The organism is Enterococcus sp. DIV1726a, from assembly GCF_051710985.1.
Classification (GTDB): domain Bacteria; phylum Bacillota; class Bacilli; order Lactobacillales; family Enterococcaceae; genus Enterococcus_B; species Enterococcus_B hirae.
The window spans coordinates 2,277,782-2,295,749 of record NZ_JBIOLS010000001.1 but is presented as its reverse complement, the minus strand read 5'-3'; the positions used below and the strand labels follow the sequence as shown (position 1 = coordinate 2,295,749).

At 37.3% G+C, this 17,968-nt stretch carries 16 protein-coding genes and 1 riboswitch; of the genes, 11 read left to right on the top strand and 5 right to left on the bottom strand.

Annotated features, from left to right (window positions below):
• Nucleotides 1-159: 159 nt before the first annotated feature.
• Nucleotides 160-786, top strand: coding sequence for a hypothetical protein (locus IGJ27_RS10405; protein WP_010720766.1), 627 nt, complete (start codon nucleotides 160-162; stop codon nucleotides 784-786).
• Nucleotides 787-957: 171 nt separating this feature from the next.
• Here the strand turns inward: IGJ27_RS10405 and IGJ27_RS10400 are convergent, their stop codons facing one another.
• Complete coding sequence (locus IGJ27_RS10400; protein ID WP_010720765.1) at nucleotides 958-2,067, bottom strand: ABC transporter ATP-binding protein; 1,110 nt, start codon at nucleotides 2,065-2,067, stop codon at nucleotides 958-960.
• A gap of 175 nt (nucleotides 2,068-2,242) precedes the next feature.
• Between IGJ27_RS10400 and mgsA the strand changes: the two genes are divergently transcribed.
• Both mgsA and IGJ27_RS10390 read left to right on the top strand, forming a co-directional pair.
• On the top strand, nucleotides 2,243-2,668 hold the full coding sequence (mgsA, locus tag IGJ27_RS10395) for a methylglyoxal synthase (RefSeq protein WP_014834468.1): 426 nt from the start codon (nucleotides 2,243-2,245) through the stop codon (nucleotides 2,666-2,668).
• Between the two features lie 155 nt (nucleotides 2,669-2,823).
• Nucleotides 2,824-2,922, top strand: a riboswitch (THF riboswitch).
• 37 nt (nucleotides 2,923-2,959) lie between these two features.
• The gene (locus IGJ27_RS10390) at nucleotides 2,960-3,496 is read left to right on the top strand and encodes a folate family ECF transporter S component (RefSeq protein WP_010720763.1); all 537 of its coding nucleotides are present in this window, start codon (nucleotides 2,960-2,962) and stop codon (nucleotides 3,494-3,496) included.
• 330 nt (nucleotides 3,497-3,826) lie between these two features.
• On the opposite strand, the gene IGJ27_RS10385 is transcribed toward IGJ27_RS10390, so the two are convergent.
• Nucleotides 3,827-4,258: a thioredoxin family protein gene (locus tag IGJ27_RS10385; RefSeq protein ID WP_094940096.1), complete on the bottom strand. Its 432-nt coding sequence runs from the start codon at nucleotides 4,256-4,258 to the stop codon at nucleotides 3,827-3,829.
• A 13-nt stretch (nucleotides 4,259-4,271) separates the two neighbouring features.
• The gene (locus IGJ27_RS10380) at nucleotides 4,272-4,994 is read right to left on the bottom strand and encodes a hypothetical protein (protein ID WP_237558446.1); all 723 of its coding nucleotides are present in this window, start codon (nucleotides 4,992-4,994) and stop codon (nucleotides 4,272-4,274) included.
• A gap of 419 nt (nucleotides 4,995-5,413) precedes the next feature.
• Between IGJ27_RS10380 and IGJ27_RS10375 the strand changes: the two genes are divergently transcribed.
• Nucleotides 5,414-6,157, top strand: a complete 744-nt coding sequence (locus IGJ27_RS10375; RefSeq protein WP_256733908.1) for a helix-turn-helix domain-containing protein — start codon at nucleotides 5,414-5,416, stop codon at nucleotides 6,155-6,157.
• 430 nt (nucleotides 6,158-6,587) lie between these two features.
• Here IGJ27_RS10375 and IGJ27_RS10370 read toward each other — a convergent pair whose 3' ends face one another.
• Together IGJ27_RS10370 and IGJ27_RS10365 are read right to left on the bottom strand one after the other, a co-directional pair.
• Nucleotides 6,588-8,354, bottom strand: a complete 1,767-nt coding sequence (locus tag IGJ27_RS10370) for an ABC transporter ATP-binding protein (RefSeq protein WP_178305733.1) — start codon at nucleotides 8,352-8,354, stop codon at nucleotides 6,588-6,590.
• Between the two features lies 1 nt (nucleotide 8,355).
• Nucleotides 8,356-10,071 (bottom strand): ABC transporter ATP-binding protein, encoded by a 1,716-nt coding sequence (locus IGJ27_RS10365; protein WP_010720761.1) that lies wholly within the window; start codon nucleotides 10,069-10,071, stop codon nucleotides 8,356-8,358.
• A gap of 374 nt (nucleotides 10,072-10,445) precedes the next feature.
• Here IGJ27_RS10365 and IGJ27_RS10360 point away from each other — a divergent pair, with 374 nt between their 5' ends.
• The 7 genes from IGJ27_RS10360 (at nucleotide 10,446) to IGJ27_RS10330 (ending at nucleotide 17,878) form a co-directional block, all read left to right on the top strand.
• Nucleotides 10,446-13,214: a sigma 54-interacting transcriptional regulator gene (locus tag IGJ27_RS10360; RefSeq protein WP_088745473.1), complete on the top strand. Its 2,769-nt coding sequence runs from the start codon at nucleotides 10,446-10,448 to the stop codon at nucleotides 13,212-13,214.
• Nucleotides 13,215-13,290: 76 nt separating this feature from the next.
• Nucleotides 13,291-13,710 carry a PTS sugar transporter subunit IIA gene (locus tag IGJ27_RS10355; protein ID WP_010720759.1) on the top strand — a complete coding sequence of 140 codons (420 nt, stop codon included), beginning with the start codon at nucleotides 13,291-13,293 and terminating at the stop codon, nucleotides 13,708-13,710.
• A gap of 12 nt (nucleotides 13,711-13,722) precedes the next feature.
• Complete coding sequence (locus IGJ27_RS10350) at nucleotides 13,723-14,193, top strand: PTS sugar transporter subunit IIB (protein ID WP_010720758.1); 471 nt, start codon at nucleotides 13,723-13,725, stop codon at nucleotides 14,191-14,193.
• Nucleotides 14,194-14,210: 17 nt separating this feature from the next.
• A complete protein-coding gene (locus IGJ27_RS10345; RefSeq protein ID WP_010720757.1) occupies nucleotides 14,211-14,990 on the top strand; it encodes a PTS mannose/fructose/sorbose/N-acetylgalactosamine transporter subunit IIC in 780 nt (259 codons plus the stop codon).
• Entirely contained in the window at nucleotides 14,977-15,798 is an 822-nt protein-coding gene (locus IGJ27_RS10340) for a PTS system mannose/fructose/sorbose family transporter subunit IID (protein WP_010737178.1), read from the top strand. The genes IGJ27_RS10345 and IGJ27_RS10340 overlap by 14 nt, the downstream gene beginning before the upstream one ends.
• Before the next feature lie 16 nt (nucleotides 15,799-15,814).
• Entirely contained in the window at nucleotides 15,815-16,864 is a 1,050-nt protein-coding gene (locus IGJ27_RS10335) for an SIS domain-containing protein (protein ID WP_178305734.1), read from the top strand.
• A 12-nt stretch (nucleotides 16,865-16,876) separates the two neighbouring features.
• Nucleotides 16,877-17,878 carry an SIS domain-containing protein gene (locus IGJ27_RS10330; protein ID WP_178305735.1) on the top strand — a complete coding sequence of 334 codons (1,002 nt, stop codon included), beginning with the start codon at nucleotides 16,877-16,879 and terminating at the stop codon, nucleotides 17,876-17,878.
• Nucleotides 17,879-17,968 lie beyond the last annotated feature (90 nt).

Here is a 17,968-nt window from a genome sequence, read left to right as displayed (position 1 = left end):
TAAGCTTCATTCAAAATTTACTTTATCTGGTGTCGGATAATTGAATACATGAAAAAGGCTCATTCAACATTTTTCTGATTGATGTGTCTTGACACATCTTGTTGTTAAAGTTAAAATAAGACATCATAAAGGTGTCAAGACACATTAGGAGAGAAAAAAATGAAAAAAAAATCAGTACGATCCCTGACTATTTCTGCCTTGTTGATAGCTATGGGGGTTATTATTCCAATGGTCATGCCAAAAATCATGATTCCACCAGCTTCTTTTACTTTGGCTTCTCATGTACCCATATTTATTGCGATGTTTTTTTCACCAGGAATTGCGATTACCGTTGCTTTGGGTACAACATTTGGCTTCTTTTTGACCACACCAGTAATTATTGCGCTGCGTGCATTATCTCATTTGATTTTTGCAGTGATTGGTTCTTGGTATTTGCAAAAGAAACCAGAAATCGTTTTAAAAAATGGCCAATTTACTTTAGCCAACTGGCGCTTCCAAAGTTTCAATTTTGTGATAGGTATCATTCATTCGATTGCGGAAATGTTAGTGGTTAGTGTCTTTTTCTTTGTAGGGAACATGCCAGAAACTTATTATTCTGAAGGCTATTTTTATACAGTCTTTATCCTAATGGGAATTGGTGGATTGATCCATAGTTTAGTCGATTACAATATTGCTTATTTTGTAGCCGGAACATTGAGCAAATACTTTGATATTCCAGTTTTCACTAAAGCTAAGCAAGTAAGTCAGAAGACACCTTCAACGAAATCAATCAAGAAAATGGCTTGAAAAAAGTACCATTATCAATCAGTTTTTCCTCTTTAACTAGAGATAACTCCTTTAAAATGAATAAGCCGAAAGTGCTGTGTATGAACACAGCACTTTCGGCTTATTTGTTATAGTTCTAGCTTTTGGCATAGTTTCTGCTAAAACTTACATCAAAAGCTGATTTTTTAATTTTTATGGCAATCCGATCACTTCTTCAGTTGATTTGTCAAAGAAATGTCCTTTGCTGATATTGAATGCTAAGTCGACCATTTCCCCTGGTTTATGGAAGTCACGTGCATCGACTTTTGAAATAAATTCAGTTGTACCTGTTCGGGTATAAAGCATGGTTTCTGCACCTAACAATTCTGATACAACAACTTCTGAATGAACAACTGCTTCGGGTTGTGCTTCTAACACCACTTGTTCACTGTGGATATCTTCAGGGCGAATACCAAAAACAACTTCTTTCCCTTCATAGCCTTTTTCAACTAAGACTTTGTTTTTTCCTTCAGGGATTTTTAATTTTAAGCCATGACCGTCACTGATTACTCCATTGTTTAAAGTAACGTTGAAGAAGTTCATTGCAGGTGAACCGATAAAGCCTGCGACGAACATATTGACTGGTGTGTCATACACTTCTTTTGGCGTACCGATCTGTTGGATAAAGCCATCTTTCATGATAACGATACGATCTGCCATCGTCATTGCTTCTGTTTGGTCGTGGGTTACATAGATGGTTGTTGTTTCTAAACGTTGATGGAGTTTGGCGATCTCAGCACGCATCGCTACCCGTAATTTTGCATCTAAGTTTGATAATGGTTCATCCATCAAGAAAACTTTTGCGTCACGAACGATGGCACGTCCTAAAGCAACCCGTTGACGTTGGCCACCTGAGAGAGCAGCAGGTTTACGTTTCAAATATTCAGTAAGCCCTAAAATCTCAGCAGCATTTTCTACCCGTTTTTTGATGTCTGCTTTGTCATACTTTCTCAACTTCAACCCAAAAGCCATATTGTCAAATACAGTCATGTGTGGGTATAACGCATAGTTCTGGAATACCATAGCGATATCACGATCTTTTGGTGCTACATCGTTCATCACTTTACCGCCGATGCTTAATTCTCCTTCCGAGATATCTTCTAGCCCAGCAATCATTCTTAATGTAGTTGATTTTCCACAACCAGAAGGTCCAACAAAGACAATAAATTCACGATCATCGATTGCTAAGTTAAAATCCGTTACGGAATAATTTTCTGCGTTGTCATATTGTTTGTATACATGTTTCAGTGCCATTTCTACCATGATTCATTCCACGCTTTCTGTTTAGTTTTAATGTTGAATTAAGTATAAATGAAAGCGTTATCTATGCTCAATGGCAACTTGAACAAGAATTGATTGTCTTTTTGGGCAATATGCTACACCTTGAGGTAAAATAGAGAGTAGGAACAAGATGTTGAGAGAGGAAAGGATGATCAATATGAAAATTGCTTTAATAGCTCATGACCGCAAAAAGCCCTTGATGATCAAGTTGACAACCGCATATAAGGCAATCCTGGAAAAACATGAATTATTCGCAACTGGGACAACAGGTGGTAAAATCACCGAAGCAACTGGCTTAAAAGTCCATCGCTTTAAATCCGGTCCTTTAGGTGGTGACCAACAAATTGGTGCAATGATCTCAGAAGATCAATTAGACCTCGTGATTTTTCTGCGAGATCCGTTGGCTGCACAGCCTCATGAACCGGATGTGACTGCACTGATCCGCTTATCGGATGTTTACGAAATTCCTTTAGCGACCAATATTGGAACAGCAGAAGTACTGTTGCGAGGACTAGAAGCTGGCTTTCTGGATTTCCGTACTGTAGTTCATGAGTTAGAAAATCGACCGTTGTCTCTGGAATAAAATTCGTTATTTGCTATTGATCGTCCATTTATGTTCGTTGAATGTGTGATTTTTCACGAACATGAATTGCTTTTTATTCGGGAATGTATGTTTTTTTATTTACAGTCGTGTGTGATCTATGCTATAGTTTTGCTGGGAATGACTTCCCAAAAATAAACAGAGTAGAAAATAAAGCGTTAAGTGCTGAGAGGATGGGATGTTGCCTCTTTGACGAAGGACAAGTTGTTCGCGGTTTTATTTTCGCATTCGCTGCATGTAGGATGTAGCAGCTCTTAAAGGAGATGCTAAGAAATGAAGAAAAATCGGTTAGACGCACGCATGATCGCTATCATGGGTTTGTTGATTGCTTTGATGGTCACTTTATCCCGTTTGGTATCGATCGAAACCCCTTTTGTGAAGATCAGTGTCACATTTATTCCACAAATGATCATGGGGATTTTATTTGGCCCGTTTTGGTCTGGAATTGGGGGTGTATTAGCTGACTTAGTAGGAATGGCGTTATTTTCAAAAACAGCTTTCTTTATTGGCTTTACTTTGAATGCCTTTATCGAAGGAGCAATTTATGGTTTCTTTTTTTACCGAAAAGAGATTACTTGGAAAAATTCGCTATTAGCTACACTTTCGGTCACGCTGATCATTAATTTGCTATTGACTCCTTTGTGGCTAGCGATGATGTATCATGTTCCATTATTTAGTTGGATCGTCTGGGCACCAAGGTTATTAAAAACAGTCGTTTGGATTCCTATTCAAACCATTGCGATGTATTACGTCGGACGTAGTATTCCATACAAAAAGATTTTAAGAAGTATGACTCTTCACGCAAAATAGTCAACTCAGAAACCAAAGAAGCAACCTTCCCATCCCAGAAGGTTGCTTCTTTTGCTTATTTATTGTAAGAAAGGAGACGTTTATTTCTATAAAATAGTGAACAACGATTGAAAGAGATGATATATGGCCATACCACCTAGAATACTACTGATGATGGTCAAAAGGATTGTGACACTTTTAGAGGGCTTTGTTAATGAAAGATAGTAATAGGCAAGCCCAATTTGAAGATTGAAGTAGAAAATAGCACTTCCAGATCTAAAATTAGGGAAAAGTGTCATAATAATATTTATACACAGTGATATCTTTAACAATTCTTTGTACCAATTTTTTTTAGCCATTTAGGATAAACTCCTCGATTGCTTTTTCATTTTTAAGGCCAATTATTCGATCAATAACTTTCCCATCCACAATTTTTATTATGGCCGGGATAGAATTAATTCCTAAGCTGTCAGCCATTATTTCCAACTTATCCTCATTCTCTTTACGAGCGTTATCTGTATTATAATATCCCATAGATTGGTGCTGGTTGTTTAGTACTTTTCGCAAAATAGGCTCAAATTCTTTACATTGGGGGCATGTAGGTCTCCCTACATAAACAAATAAAGTATCCTTTCCATTCATTATTTTTTCTAAAGAAATACTATCCACTTCATATAAACCTTCTTTAGATGTTGCCATTTGAGTATAGACATATAAAATAGTAGGTAAACTAAAAATAATTAAAATGAAACACATCAATTTTTTTGGATTAATATTTATCATAAACACAACCAGTTTATAATTTAAAACATGCGACTACTCCACCGATGGCACCACCAGCAAGAGCGACAAAACCTGTTATACAAGCAGCACATACTAATGGAACTGCAAGACAAGCAGCAGCACATGTAGGGGCAATGATGTTAGCAACTGCACGGCTTATTCCTAAAACAATTGCTAGACAGGCTGCTTTTTCAGCCATTCCACGGGCTTGCTTCAAATGAAGAAACTCACTTTGAACTTCTTGTAACTGTTTTTTCAATTCATTATTTGGTATAAATTTATCTTCAAGAATTTGGTGAGTCATTTCTTCGCCATTGGAAAATGTTCTAATCTCGAAAGTATCTTTTTCTGATTGAGTGATCAAAGATTCTTGGACTCCCTTAATGTTGTACATCATATCAAAGATTACCGTAACACTGCTGAATAGATTATAGTGTTCATTTGTGATTGGTACAGTCAATGAATAATAATCTTTATTTTCTCCATTTTCACTTATAATTTGTAACGCTGTAGCATTGTCCAATGTTAAATATTTTTCTGAAACATGTAATTGAATAGTAGAGTCAAGTTTAGATGAAAATACGTCCATTAGTTTGTTTTTTTCTTTCGAGCTAATTTCTTTTGCTGTTTCAGACAAAATGACCATATTTTTAACGATTGATGTAGCTTCTTTCGAATTTATACCAGGAACCGTCACTGGATTGCTTTCAAAATAGGTACTAATCGTTTGTGTCATTGGCACATAGTCAGTCTCTTGAATCATCTCTGCATTGACAATCATAGAAAAGTTAGGAATGATAAAGGAAGCTAGAGTTATAACAGCAATAAGACTTATAATGAATTTGTTTTTTTACATATTTTTTTAATTCCTTTCGATGATCCAGTTTAAGTAAAAAATAGTTACTCTTAGTCGTGTGAATTCTTACATAACATTTCTTTTTTGTACTTTGCAGTAAAAATAAGCACTTTATAACAATTTAGTGAATAAAACATAATCACCAAATAACTATATTCACAAATCTCCTGATATTTTCTCCTTTACTATTATTTAAAGCGCTTTTATTGCTTGTATCCATAGTATAGAATGAAAACGAGTAAATTATTTTATATGGTATCAATAGTCACATTGAATTTAAAAAAGGAAGTGAACGACGAATGGAAATTCATGAATTACTACGTAAATTTCGAAAGGAAAGGGGGTTATCTCAAAAAGAGTTAGCACATAAAATAACTTCTAGAGAATCTTTAGTAAAATACGAAAGTGGTAAAAATCAGATTCCATTGATTCCTTTATTAGCTTTTTTAAAAAAGATGAACATTGAGTTAGACGAATGTTTATTTTATTTAAATAAAATAAACGGAAATCATCCAAGACAAAAGTTAAATCAGCTACTTAGTCAATTGGAAGATGTCAAGTTACCAATTGACGACCGATTAAGAAATTTAGAATTAGATATCAAAAAAACAAAAAGCATTGTTGATAAGCGGAATTATCTAATAGCTAAAGGCTATCAATGGCATTTACTACCGAATGATGAAAGAAAGTTTACCCTACATGATAAGGTTTATATCAAAGCGATCATGAACCATCTAGAAAAAGTAGCAGAATATGGTCGTTTTGAAATAGTCACATTTACTTCACTGGCTTTTCTTTTTACAACAGAATTTATTCAAATGCAAGCTTCGAAAGTAGAAAGGATGGGTGATAACGAAAATTTTCTCTCTTCACTTTGCACGTTGTATCATGTTCTCTTTCTTTTAATGCTAGAAAGAAAAGAAAGCGGCTATTCAAAAGAATATCTAGAAAAATTAAGGATGGTTCGAGGTAGACTAGTGACACCACAAAAAACAGAGGTACACGAAAGGTTTGACGATTTGCTACTGAATAGCTTGGTCTAGCGTACAGCTAATCCTAAGCAATTAACAGATTTTTTTATGGGGATTAGGTTAATTGGGGCAACTCAACTTGAAGAGGAGTTTCTTTTAGCTTTAAAAAAATATGAGAGACTTTATGGTCTTTCTCTTTTACCTTCAATTATAGAATAAAAACCGTTGGTAGTAAGGAAGTTTTGGGCAGCTAAGCTATTTAAAGATGAGCTAGGGATGAAATGTTTTGCTTTTGTTTTTTTATGAAGAAGTATAGTTTTGATAACCATTTACATATAAAGTGAGTCATGTCGCAAAGACGTTGTTCATGTTTTAGGAGTGAATGAATAGGTTCTTTTAATGCTTTTCTCTAATAAAATAATAACTGTCCCACAAAAGTTAGTGAAAAACTAGCTCTTGAGGGACAGTTACACTGATTTATTACAACTACTTTTTGATTGAGTTAACTATTTTTAGTAAACTGCGCTTGATATAGTTGATGGTAGTACCCGTCTTTTTGTAGTAATTCATCGTGGGTACCCATCTCAACGATGGCGCCTTGCTCCATGACTAAGATTTGATCAGCATTTTTGATTGTCGATAAACGATGGGCAATCACAAAGCTCGTTTTGCCTTCCATCATTGTTAAAAAGGCATCTTGAATTTTCTTTTCCGTCAAAGTATCGACTGAACTAGTTGCTTCATCTAGGATCAACATAGGAGGGTTGCTGATCATTGTACGGGCGATCGTTAACAATTGTCTTTGTCCGTCAGAGATTTTCAGACCTTGTCCGCCGATTTTTGTTGATAACTTTTCAGGCAAGCGTTCCACAAATTCATACATATACGAAGCTTTGAGTGCTTGATTGATTTCTTCATCACTAGCATCTGGATTGCCATACTGTAGATTTTCTTTTAACGTACTGTCAAAGAGCCAAGTATCTTGTAAAACCATTCCAAAGCTTTTTCGCAAGCTATCTCTTTGGATATCTCGAATATCATACCCGTCGATCGTAATAGTTCCACCTGTCGCATCATAAAAACGCATCAACAGGTTAACTAACGTGGATTTACCAGCACCAGTCTTACCTACAATCGCAATCGTTTGCCCTGGTTTAGCAACAAAACTGAAATTTTCGATCAATCGTTGACTTGGTTCATAAGAAAAGGATACATGATTGAACGCTACTTCACCTTTGATTGTTGCTGGATTCAACGCATAAGCATTAGGTTCATCTGGCGTTTCTTCGGGTTGATCGATGAGTTCAAAGGCACGTTCTAATCCAGAAAAAGCGGTTTGGATCTGTGTCGTGATTCCAGAAAGTTCAATAAACGGTTTAGAAAACTGACTAGAATAGATCGTGAAACTAGAGATCACACCGACTGTAATGGCTGAGCCACTTCTTAATGCTAGTAAACCACCAACTAATCCAATCGAAAGATAAGCTAAGTGATCCACAAAACGAGAAGACGGATTCGTCAAAGAAGAAGAAAATTGGGCACGTTGTCCTTTTTGATAGAGATTAGTGTTCAATGCTTGGAATTGTCGTTGATTCATTTCTTCTTGTTGAAAGGCTTTAACGATTTTCTGATTCCCGATCCGTTCGGTAACAAAGCCAGAGATATTCCCGATAATCTTTTGTTGATTGTCAAAGTCGTTTTGTGATGCACGGGCAACGATCCAACTCACAAGAAAAATGATCGGTGTGGAGCAAATCACGACGAGTGTCAATAAAGGACTAAGGCGTAACATAAATATAAAAGACAAGACGATGATAGCCACGCCGGCAAACATTTGGTTAAACGCCGCAGAGATCGCAATGGAAATATTATCCATATCGTTGGTAAAACGACTAACGATATTCCCGTGTGAATTTTGATCATAGTAACGAAGCGGTAATTTATTCAAACGTGCAAAGGCATCTTTTCTTAATTTTGCTACGGAAAGATAAGCCAAGCGATTACTTAAGACTTGGATCAGCCATTGACTGATCACGTTGATCAATACGATCCCGCCAAATAATAATAAGAGGTGGAACAATTGAGCAAATCGAACTTGACCTGCGCCGATCATTTGGTCAATACTTTGACCAATCTGTAAAGTCATTACCACAGTAGCGATCCCGTTGATGATCCCTAAAAGGATCGCAAACCAGATATCTTTTGAATAGGCTGTAAGGTAAGGAACGAATCGTTTGAGGGTTTTCCAGGATAATTTTTTTGTTTTCATCTTATTCTTCCTCCTGTGATGCGACGATTTCGCGATACTCAACGGAATCCTTCAATAAATCTTCATGTTTCCCTTGCGCAACGATCTTTCCTTGATCCATCACGAGGATCTTATGTGCTTCTTGAATCGAGCGGATTCGTTGAGAAATAATAATGACTGTCGTATCTAGTGAGGTTTGTAATGCTTTTCTTAAGTTAAGATCGGTTTGATAATCTAACGCGCTTAAAGAATCATCTAAAATCAATAATTCAGGTTTGGCAATTAACGCACGTGCAATCGTTAGCCGTTGTTTTTGACCGCCAGAAAAGTTTTTTCCGTTTTCCATTACTTTTGTTTCTAATCCTTTAGGAAGTTGTCGAACAAAATCTTCTGCTTGAGCAATTCTAAGAGCTTCCCAACATTCTTCATCTGTGGCATCTTCTTTTCCCCATTGAAGGTTTTCACGGATAGTTCCAGTGAATAAAACAGCGGTTTGAGGAACTTGTGAGATTTGGCTTCTTAAAGGATCAAGTTTCCATGAGCGAACATCCACGTCATCAAAAGCGACGGAACCTGCGTTGACGTCATAGAAACGTGGAATCAATTGAGTTAAGGTTGTTTTTCCGCTACCGGTTGGTCCAATGATCCCCAAAACCGTGTTTCGTTTCAAAGCAAAAGTAATGTCTTGTAAAGATAATCCTGACTTTTCAGTATAACGAAAGTCGACATGTTCAAATTGAACGATGTTTTCGGATTGGAAATTCGGTGTCAAGGCATCTTCTGCATCTGTCAGTGTGGTGTCAGTTTCTAGGACTTCTTTGACCCGATTACCTGAAGCTTCCGCTCGGGTAAAGATAACGACCAGGTTAGAAACGACGATCAATGCCAGTAACATTTGATTCATGTAATTGATCAACGCAAGGACTTGACCTTGTTGCAAATGTCCGATATTGACTTTGATCCCACCAACAGTCAACAAACAAATAATACCGATATTCATGATCAATGTGGTAGCCGGTGATAAGAGAGCTGAGATATTTGAAACACGTAAGTAGTTTTTAGCTAATTCATCGGTGTCCTCATCAAAAGTATCAATTTCTGTTTTTGTGCGGGAGAATGCTCGAATTACACGAACACCGCTTAGATTTTGACTAACCGTTTCATTTAAACGATCCAGTTTTTCTTGGACTTTTTGGTACAGTGGAATTGTTTTTTTGATGATAAAGTATAAAATGATTGAAAAAATCGGTAGGATAGCTAAGAAAAACAAGCCGATTTCCCAGTCAATCACAAAGGCCATGACGACTGAACCGATACTTAGAAATGGCGCACGGATCAATAAACGGATTACCATAGCTAATGCTAATTGGAGTTGGTTGATGTCGTTCGTCATTCGAGTGATCAATGTATCTGTACCAAAATGATTTAATTCACTATGTGAAAAGGAATTGATTTTCTTGATTAGTTGATTTCTAAGCTCAGTACCAAATCCTTGTGAAGCTATTGAAGCATAATATTGACAAATGATCGCACAAATCAATCCAACAACTGACATCACGACCATCCAGATCCCCATTTGGATGATCACACCACGATCATTCATCTTTAGACCGTTATCAATCAATGAGGCCATCAATAATGGCAAAATCAATTCAAAGACAGCTTCTAAGAATTTAAAAACGGGACCCAGAATGATTTGTTTACGGTAATCTTTTGCATAACGCAATAACTGAATCATATGATTCCTCCTAAAATATATTTACCATTAGCTAAGAAAAAGCCAAATAAATTTTCTCGAATTTCTTTCTTAGCTACTTAAACGGTAGGCACGGATTTAAGAGAAAGGGGAGTCAGTTGCAAGAAATTTCTGTCTATTTTACATTGATGACCCTTTGTCTTAAACGAGTACTTTCCTATGTATAAGTAGGTACTCTCACATTGTATCTTATGAAATTTAGAATGAAAAGTGAATAAGCCTTTTCATAAATGAAACTTTGAAGTGAATTAGCAAAAAAAGTCATTGACGAATCTCGTTTGTTTCTCCTTCTTTTTAGATAAAAATAGCTATTGACAAAATGAATGCGTTTCCTATGATGGAGAAGAGGTGAGAGAATGTTAAAAGAAGAAATCCAAGATTATTTAGAAAATCAAACGGCATTTATCGATTTAGCACAATTAAGTGATGTTTTTACAGCGAAATATTTAGCAGCATACTTTAAAGTGAAACGTAATACGGTCAGTCATTATCTTAATCAATTAAATGAAGCTGGCATTTTGGTTAAGATCAATTCTCGTCCGGTCTATTACTTTCATAAAATGGCTTTTGAACAGCAATTTTTTGCTTTAAGTAAAACGTATTATGCCTCAACTGAAGAAATAAGGGCTGAACAGCCTATTTTTTCAAGAAGTAAAGATCTTTTTTCTTTAGTGATCGGTCACGAAGCAAGCCTGAAAGAAAGCATTGAACAAATCAAAACAGCTCTTTTTTATCCAGATGGTGGGCTACCTGTGTTATTAACTGGAGAAAGTGGTACAGGGAAAAGCTTCTTAGTCAATATCGTTTATCAATACTGTTTAGAACATGATCTCTTACCAGAAAATGCGCCTTTCGTGACGTTGAATTGTGCCCAATATGCCGACAATCCAGAATTGTTGACGAGTAATTTATTTGGACATGTCAGTGGAGCATACACCGGTGCGACACAAGATAAGGTTGGCGCTTTTGAGGCAGCCGATGGGGGATTATTATTTTTAGATGAAGTTCATCGACTTAGCCCTGAAGGACAAGAAAAATTGTTTACGTATCTGGATCAAGGGATTATTTATCGAATGGGAGAAACGAATCAGGGGAAAAAAGTCGATGTTCGGCTCTTCTTTGCTACGACTGAAGAAGTCACCAAACATTTTCTGCCCACTTTTATGCGTCGGATTCCTTTTAAGATTGATCTGCCTTCTTTACGTGCTCGTGGAAAAGAAGAACGATTGGAGCTGATTTATTCTTTTTTCTTAAATGAACAAAGAAAAATCGAGCGACCAATGAAAGTGAGTGGTCAAGTGCTGTCATTATTGACGAACCAAAGTTTTTCGGGAAACATCGGCGAATTGAAAAATAGCGTAAAAGTAGCTGTAGCCAAAGCATTCGCTGAACAAAAAGAGGAAGAGAGCCTATCGATCAAACTCCAACATTTACAAAGATATCTTTTGAAGGTTCCCCATCAAGACAGCCCAGCCCAATCAGCTGTGTGGATCACTGAGAAAAAAGAATTAGCTCATTTGGTTGAAAAAAGACAACCAGAACAGGAGCGAATGATCCGCTGCTTTGAACAACTATTATTGACCTTTAAGAAAAATGGCGCAACAGTAAGTAACTGTGAAGAAAAATTAAAAGAAGAAGTCGTTTATTTATTTGATTTTTTACTCTTTGAAACGAGTCGCCAAGAAAAACATGAACTACTAGTCTACTGGTTGCACTCCATTCGAGAAACGCTAAAACAAATGGAAAGTGCCTATCAGATCAAGTTTGATGGTAACAGCGTCTATGCGCTAAGTTATTATCTCTATCAAAGAAGCACAGTAAAGTGGTTACCAGAAGATGGGGAAATCGAACAATTGATCAAGGAACTAGACCGCCAGTTAGAACTAATGTATCCAGCAAACTATCACTACGCCCATCGGATCTTGGAATTGACACAAGCTAAGTTAGATTTAGAAGTTACTTTATTAGATCATATTTTATTAACGATCTATTTGAGACGGACGAAATGGACAAAAGAACAAAGTGTGCCTAAAGCAATCATTGCTGCTCATGGTTATGCTACCGCTAGTAGTATGGCAAACGTCGCTAATCGACTGTTGGGAAATGATCTGTTTGAATCCTTTGATATGCCCTTAGATGTGACACCCCAACAAATTGCGGATGAAATGATCGATTACAGTAATCGTCATGATATCTCTAATGGACTGATCATTTTAGTTGATATGGGCTCGTTAAAAGAAATCCATCAACTATTCAAAGATCAGGTCTTTGCCCCAATCGTTATTTTGAATAATGTGACAACACCATTAGTTATCAGCATTGGAGAAAAAATGCAAAAAATGACTGATCTGGAAGAAATCGTCAAGGAAGCGGTGGCCTCCTTGGAAGCAGAGTGGACGATCATTTACCCTCAAAAAAATAAACAAAAAGCATTACTGATCACTTGCATGACGGGGATCGGAACGGCTGTCCATATGAGTGAACTACTTGAAAAAAGTTTACCAGCAAACAGCGCACTTAAAATCATCCCTTATGAATACCAAGTATTAACACAAAGAAAATTAACGGAATCGGTTTTTTCGATGTATGATGTGATTGGCATCATTGGGACAACGAATCCTCAAATCGACACGATGCCATATCTGTCGCTAGAGTCATTGATTTCAGGAGAGAAGATGGATGAACTTGTTCAATGGCTGGCTCCTATTTTTTCATTGAAAGAACAAGCTAACTTTGATCAGCAATTTGTCCGAAATTTTTCATTAGAAAAAGTACTGGAGTCGGTGACGATCCTTGATACAGAAAAAGTGATGACAGAAATCGAGCTGTTTATGCGCGAATTGGAGATGCGTTTTGATAAGAACATCACGACGCCACAAAAGATCGCCCTTTTTGTCCATGTCAGTTGTTTGATTGAACGATTGATCAGGCAGATCCCGATTGAAAGTTACCATGGTCAAGAACAGTTGTTACAGTGTCAAAAAGAAACCTTGGATCGAATCAAAGAAGCATTTAGTGTCATCGAAGAACATTATAGTGTCACGATCCCACCATCAGAAGTCGCTTATATTTATGATATTCTCGAAAATGTAGAGGATAAAATAGGCTCAGAAGAAGAATTTTAATCGTAAGCAAGATACTGCCACTATGTTGGCACGTATCTTGCTTTATTTGTAGTGAGAGTAAGAAAGAGGTGGAAACATGGAAAGAACAATTATTCTAGCCTCCCATGGACGTTTTGCTTCAGGGATTTTAGATTCTTTGGAACTTATTTTTGGTAAAACGCATTCAATCCTAGCGTTAGATTGCTATGGAACTGAAACGTTTGATTTAGCAAAATCAGTGCAGCAATTGATCAACGATCATCAAGGGCAAGAGTTGATCATCATCACTGACTTATTTGGTGGCAGTGTAAACAATGAATTTTTGCAGTACATTAACCGACCGAATATCTACTTGATTGCTGGTTTGAATCTGCCATTGTTGATCGAGATTGCCACAAAAATTGAGACAGCTGATTCAATCGTTGAATTGATCCATCAGGTATTGAATGATTCAAAAGAAATGATCCAATTTTGTAATGAAAGTATCGAAAAAAAAATGGAAGAAGAAGAATTTTAGGAGGGATTGGAAATGATTATTTTAACAAGAGTCGATCATCGTTTATTACATGGTCAAGTCGCTTTTTCTTGGACACAATCAATTGGCGCAGATTGTATTTTGATCGCAAATGATGATGTGCCAAACAATGAAATACGCAAAACAACCATTAAGCTGGCAAAGCCACAAGGAGTGAAACTAGTGATCAAATCGATTGAAGATTCGATCGCTGCATTACAAAGTGGCGTAACGGATAAATATAAACTATTTATCGTAGTAGAGTCTGTGAAAGATGCGTATCAATTAGCAAAAGCTTGTCCACAGATCAAGCAAATCAATTTAGGTGGGATTAAAGCAAAGGAAGGAACGCGGAGTCTAGGTAAAGCGGTCAACGTATTACCTGAAGAAGAAAAATTGTTGGAACAAATGATCGCTGATGGGATAGAAGTAGAAATTCGTCAAGTACCAGCAGATAAAAAAATAGCAGCAAAGGAAGTCTTATGAGAAAGGAAGAATAAAAGATGATCCTACAAGCAATTCTTTTAGGTCTGGTTGCCTTTATTGCGCAATCAGAGTATGCGTTAGGAACTTCCCTGCTTTCTCGTCCGATCGTAACGGGATTATTTACAGGGATTGTTTTGGGAGATGTAAAAACAGGTATTATTATGGGAGCAACTTTGGAATTAGCTTTTATTGGTTCATTTTCAGTTGGAGCATCGATTCCACCAGACGTTGTGACCGGTGGAATCTTAGGAACTGCATTTGCCATTACTGCAGGAGCAGGAACAGAAACAGCATTACTATTAGGGTTACCAATTGCGACACTTACCCTTATTTTAAAAAATGTTTATTTAGGACTATTGATTCCGATCATGAACCACAGAGCAGATCGTTATGCGGAGGATGGAAATTATAAAGGGGTCGAACACATGCACTTATTAGCTGGTTTCGGCTTGTCATTGATGCTTGGTCTGGTAGTCATGATTTCTTATTTAGTCGGAAGTCAAACGATCGGGAATCTCTTAGCGAAAATACCAGATTTTGTGCAAAACGGCTTGACCGTTGCAACTGGGTTGATTCCAGCGCTTGGATTTGCCATGCTGGCACGTTTATTGATCAATAAAAAAGTAGCACCTTATTTCTTTTTAGGCTTTGCTGTAGCAGCTTACTTAGAGATTCCAGTAACAGGTATTGCCATCTTTGGGGCGATCTTAGCCGTCATTGTCGTCAATATCATGAACGTACGTCAAGTATCCGTTCAAACTTCAGCAGGGGAGGTAGAAGAGGATGAAGACTTCTAATCAAGAAGAACACAAAGTGACCAAAAAAGAATTGAATCAGGTCTTTTGGCGCTCATTTCAAATGGAATTTTCATGGAACTATGAAAGGCAGATGAATATGGCCTATGTCTTTGCCATCATTCCCATCTTGAAAAAGCTCTATCATACTAAAGAAGAAATGTCAGCAGCGCTTAAACGACACTTGGAATTTTTTAACACGACACCACATATCGTGACCCTGATCTTAGGGATCAATGCAGCAATGGAAGAAGAAAATAAAAATGACCCAGAGTTTGATGTAACAGCTATTGATAGTATCAAAACCTCACTGATGGGGCCTTTAGCAGGGTTAGGCGATTCATTCTTTTGGGGAACGTTGCGTTTGATCGCGACGGGTGTTGGGACTTCGCTAGCACTACAAGGAAATATTTTAGGACCAATTTTATTCCTTTTGATTTTCAATATCCCTCATGTTTTATTTCGTTACTTGGCAACAAGTTGGGGCTATCGACTAGGTACTGGATTTTTAAAGAAAATCCAAGCAAACGGAATGATGGAAAGTTTGACGTTAGGTGCTTCAATCATTGGATTGATGGTAGTTGGCGGGATGACTGCGACGATGATCGATATCAATATTCCTTTGAAAATCGGAACAGGTGAAAATGCTGTCACGGTTCAAAGTATTTTTGATGATATCGTTCCTCATATTTTAAGTTTAGGTGCCTTTGGAGCAGTCTTTTATTTATTGAAAAAAGAAGTCAAACCATTGATGATTTTGATTGGATTAGCTATTTTTGGGATTGCTGGTTCATGGATCGGTATCTTTTAGAAAAGGAGAGAACAAGATGGTCACAATGCTTGATTATATTCATGAAGAAAAAACGGTTTTATCAGCGATTCTTGAAAAGAATGATTCGTCACCCCATGTTTCTTATCAAAACATGCAACACGTTCTGATTCTGGCGACAGGTTCTTCGTATAATGCTTGTCTTGCTGCAAAGCCGGCACTAGAAAGCTATGGAGATATCACTGTGGATATCCAAGAACCTTATCATTTTAATCATTATGGGAAATTGTCAGAAGAAGTTGATACAGTCATCGCTGTTTCTCAAAGTGGGAAAAGTGCTTCGACAGTCGATGCCATTCGAAAGATCCAATCATCAAAACGACGGACGATCGCTTTAACTGGAGATGATCAAAGTCCGATCACCAAAGAAGTGGATCAAGTGATTGACTTGAATATGGGCGTGGAAAAAGTGGGGTTTGTTACCAAGGGCTATTCAGCAACCGTTCTTCAGTTGATTCTCTTAGGTCTAGCGATTGGAACCAGTAAAGACAGAATAACAGCAGCGCAAAAAGAAGAAAAACTAGTTCAACTAAGAGAAATCGTGATGAAAATTCCTCAGATCATTTCGCAAACAGAACAATTTTTTGAAAAAAATGAAGCACTCTTTCGTGTAGCAAAACGATTTATTGCGATCGGGTATGGACCGAATTGGGGAACAGCGAAAGAGTTTGAAACCAAGTTTACAGAAACTGTTCGGGAACCTTCCCAAGGCTTTGAATTAGAGGCATACATGCACGGTCCGTATTTAGAAGCCAATCCTGGTCACATCCTATTCTTCCTGGAAACCGATAGTGATAGTCAAAAACGTTCCCAGCGATTAGCACAATACATGAAACAATATGTTGGACAGGTCATTGTTGTAACGACTGAAGGAGAAACGACTGAGAATCAGCTTAGTCTGGGAATCACTAGCGAAGAAGAACTTTCTGTTTTAGCTTTAGTTGTACCGATCCAAGTTTTGGCTTATAAAATTGCGACTGCTAAAGGGATCGATTTAGGTCAAAGAATTTTTGATGATTTTGATGAAGTATTAAAAAGTAAAATTTAAGAGGTGGAGACTATGTTAAAATTCAATGAACAAAAACAAATCGAGGATATCAATGGGGCGCTAGCTTTACGTCCGCAAGTGGAACAAATCATTGACGGATTGGGAGAGGGATTCGATGCAATTTATTATTTAGGAATCGGCGGAACCTACGCGTCAGCGATGCAAGCTGTGACTTATATGAATGGTAAAAGTAACCTACCTGTTTATGTCCAACATGCAGCAGAATATTACACAACTGGCAACAAACGCCTAACAGAAAAATCAATTGTTGTCTTGTCTTCAGTTACTGGTACCACGCAAGAAGTCGTGCAAGCGGTCAAAGAAATCAAAACAGTGGGTGCGACACTGATCGGGTTTATTGATACAAAAGAGAGTATTCTCGCTGAACTTTGTGACCATACGATCACTTATCCTGCACCTGGAACCGAACAAATCAAATTCTTTATGGTCGCAGATCGTTTGATGTATAATCATGGCGAATTTGAAGACTACGAAACCTATTATCAACAATTAGAAGAGCGCTTAGCAGTTGGCTTAGTCGAAGCCGAAAAACAAGCAGATGCTTTTGGATTAGTGTTTGCTGAAAAACATCGTCATGATTCGATGCACTATTTTATCGGTGCAGGGAACCAATGGGGCGCTGTCTATTCTTATGCGATGTGTTATTGGGAAGAACAAAGTTGGTTGCCTTCTAAATCGATCCATGCTGCTGAATTTTTACATGGTACGCTAGAAGTGATTGAAGAAACGACACCAGTGACGTTGTTCTTAGGAGAAGATGAACAACGTGTACTTGCAGAAAGAGTCGCAAACCTATTACCAAAAATCTGTGCAAATTATACATTGATTGATACAAAAGACTATCCAATTGAAGGAATTGACGAAAGTTATCGTGGACGTGTCCTTTCTTATTTGCTGATGCATGCGGTGACACAACGAATCGATGCACATATCGAGCAATTAAATTGTCACCCCTTAGAAATCAGAAGATATTACCGTCAATTTGAGTATTAAGCGACACAATCAGTTCTAAGAGGAACGATTTCGTAAAATAATAAAATAAAACATACCAATATGAATCGTCTGTCAGTGAGATAAGCGGTT

Excerpts from the sequence above, each read along its gene's own strand:
- IGJ27_RS10335 (WP_178305734.1), top strand. The coding sequence starts at position 15,815 with ATGGTCACAATGCTTGATTATATTCATGAAGAAAAAACGGTTTTATCA.
- mgsA (WP_014834468.1), top strand. The coding sequence starts at position 2,243 with ATGAAAATTGCTTTAATAGCTCATGACCGCAAAAAGCCCTTGATGATC.
- IGJ27_RS10345 (WP_010720757.1), top strand. The coding sequence starts at position 14,211 with ATGATCCTACAAGCAATTCTTTTAGGTCTGGTTGCCTTTATTGCGCAA.
- IGJ27_RS10360 (WP_088745473.1), top strand. The coding sequence starts at position 10,446 with ATGTTAAAAGAAGAAATCCAAGATTATTTAGAAAATCAAACGGCATTT.
- IGJ27_RS10370 (WP_178305733.1), bottom strand. The coding sequence starts at position 8,354 with ATGAAAACAAAAAAATTATCCTGGAAAACCCTCAAACGATTCGTTCCT.
- IGJ27_RS10330 (WP_178305735.1), top strand. The coding sequence starts at position 16,877 with ATGTTAAAATTCAATGAACAAAAACAAATCGAGGATATCAATGGGGCG.
- IGJ27_RS10365 (WP_010720761.1), bottom strand. The coding sequence starts at position 10,071 with ATGATTCAGTTATTGCGTTATGCAAAAGATTACCGTAAACAAATCATT.
- IGJ27_RS10405 (WP_010720766.1), top strand. The coding sequence starts at position 160 with ATGAAAAAAAAATCAGTACGATCCCTGACTATTTCTGCCTTGTTGATA.
- IGJ27_RS10400 (WP_010720765.1), bottom strand. The coding sequence starts at position 2,067 with ATGGTAGAAATGGCACTGAAACATGTATACAAACAATATGACAACGCA.
- IGJ27_RS10390 (WP_010720763.1), top strand. The coding sequence starts at position 2,960 with ATGAAGAAAAATCGGTTAGACGCACGCATGATCGCTATCATGGGTTTG.
- IGJ27_RS10355 (WP_010720759.1), top strand. The coding sequence starts at position 13,291 with ATGGAAAGAACAATTATTCTAGCCTCCCATGGACGTTTTGCTTCAGGG.
- IGJ27_RS10340 (WP_010737178.1), top strand. The coding sequence starts at position 14,977 with ATGAAGACTTCTAATCAAGAAGAACACAAAGTGACCAAAAAAGAATTG.
- IGJ27_RS10350 (WP_010720758.1), top strand. The coding sequence starts at position 13,723 with ATGATTATTTTAACAAGAGTCGATCATCGTTTATTACATGGTCAAGTC.
- IGJ27_RS10385 (WP_094940096.1), bottom strand. The coding sequence starts at position 4,258 with ATGATAAATATTAATCCAAAAAAATTGATGTGTTTCATTTTAATTATT.
- IGJ27_RS10375 (WP_256733908.1), top strand. The coding sequence starts at position 5,414 with ATGGAAATTCATGAATTACTACGTAAATTTCGAAAGGAAAGGGGGTTA.
- IGJ27_RS10380 (WP_237558446.1), bottom strand. The coding sequence starts at position 4,994 with ATGACACAAACGATTAGTACCTATTTTGAAAGCAATCCAGTGACGGTT.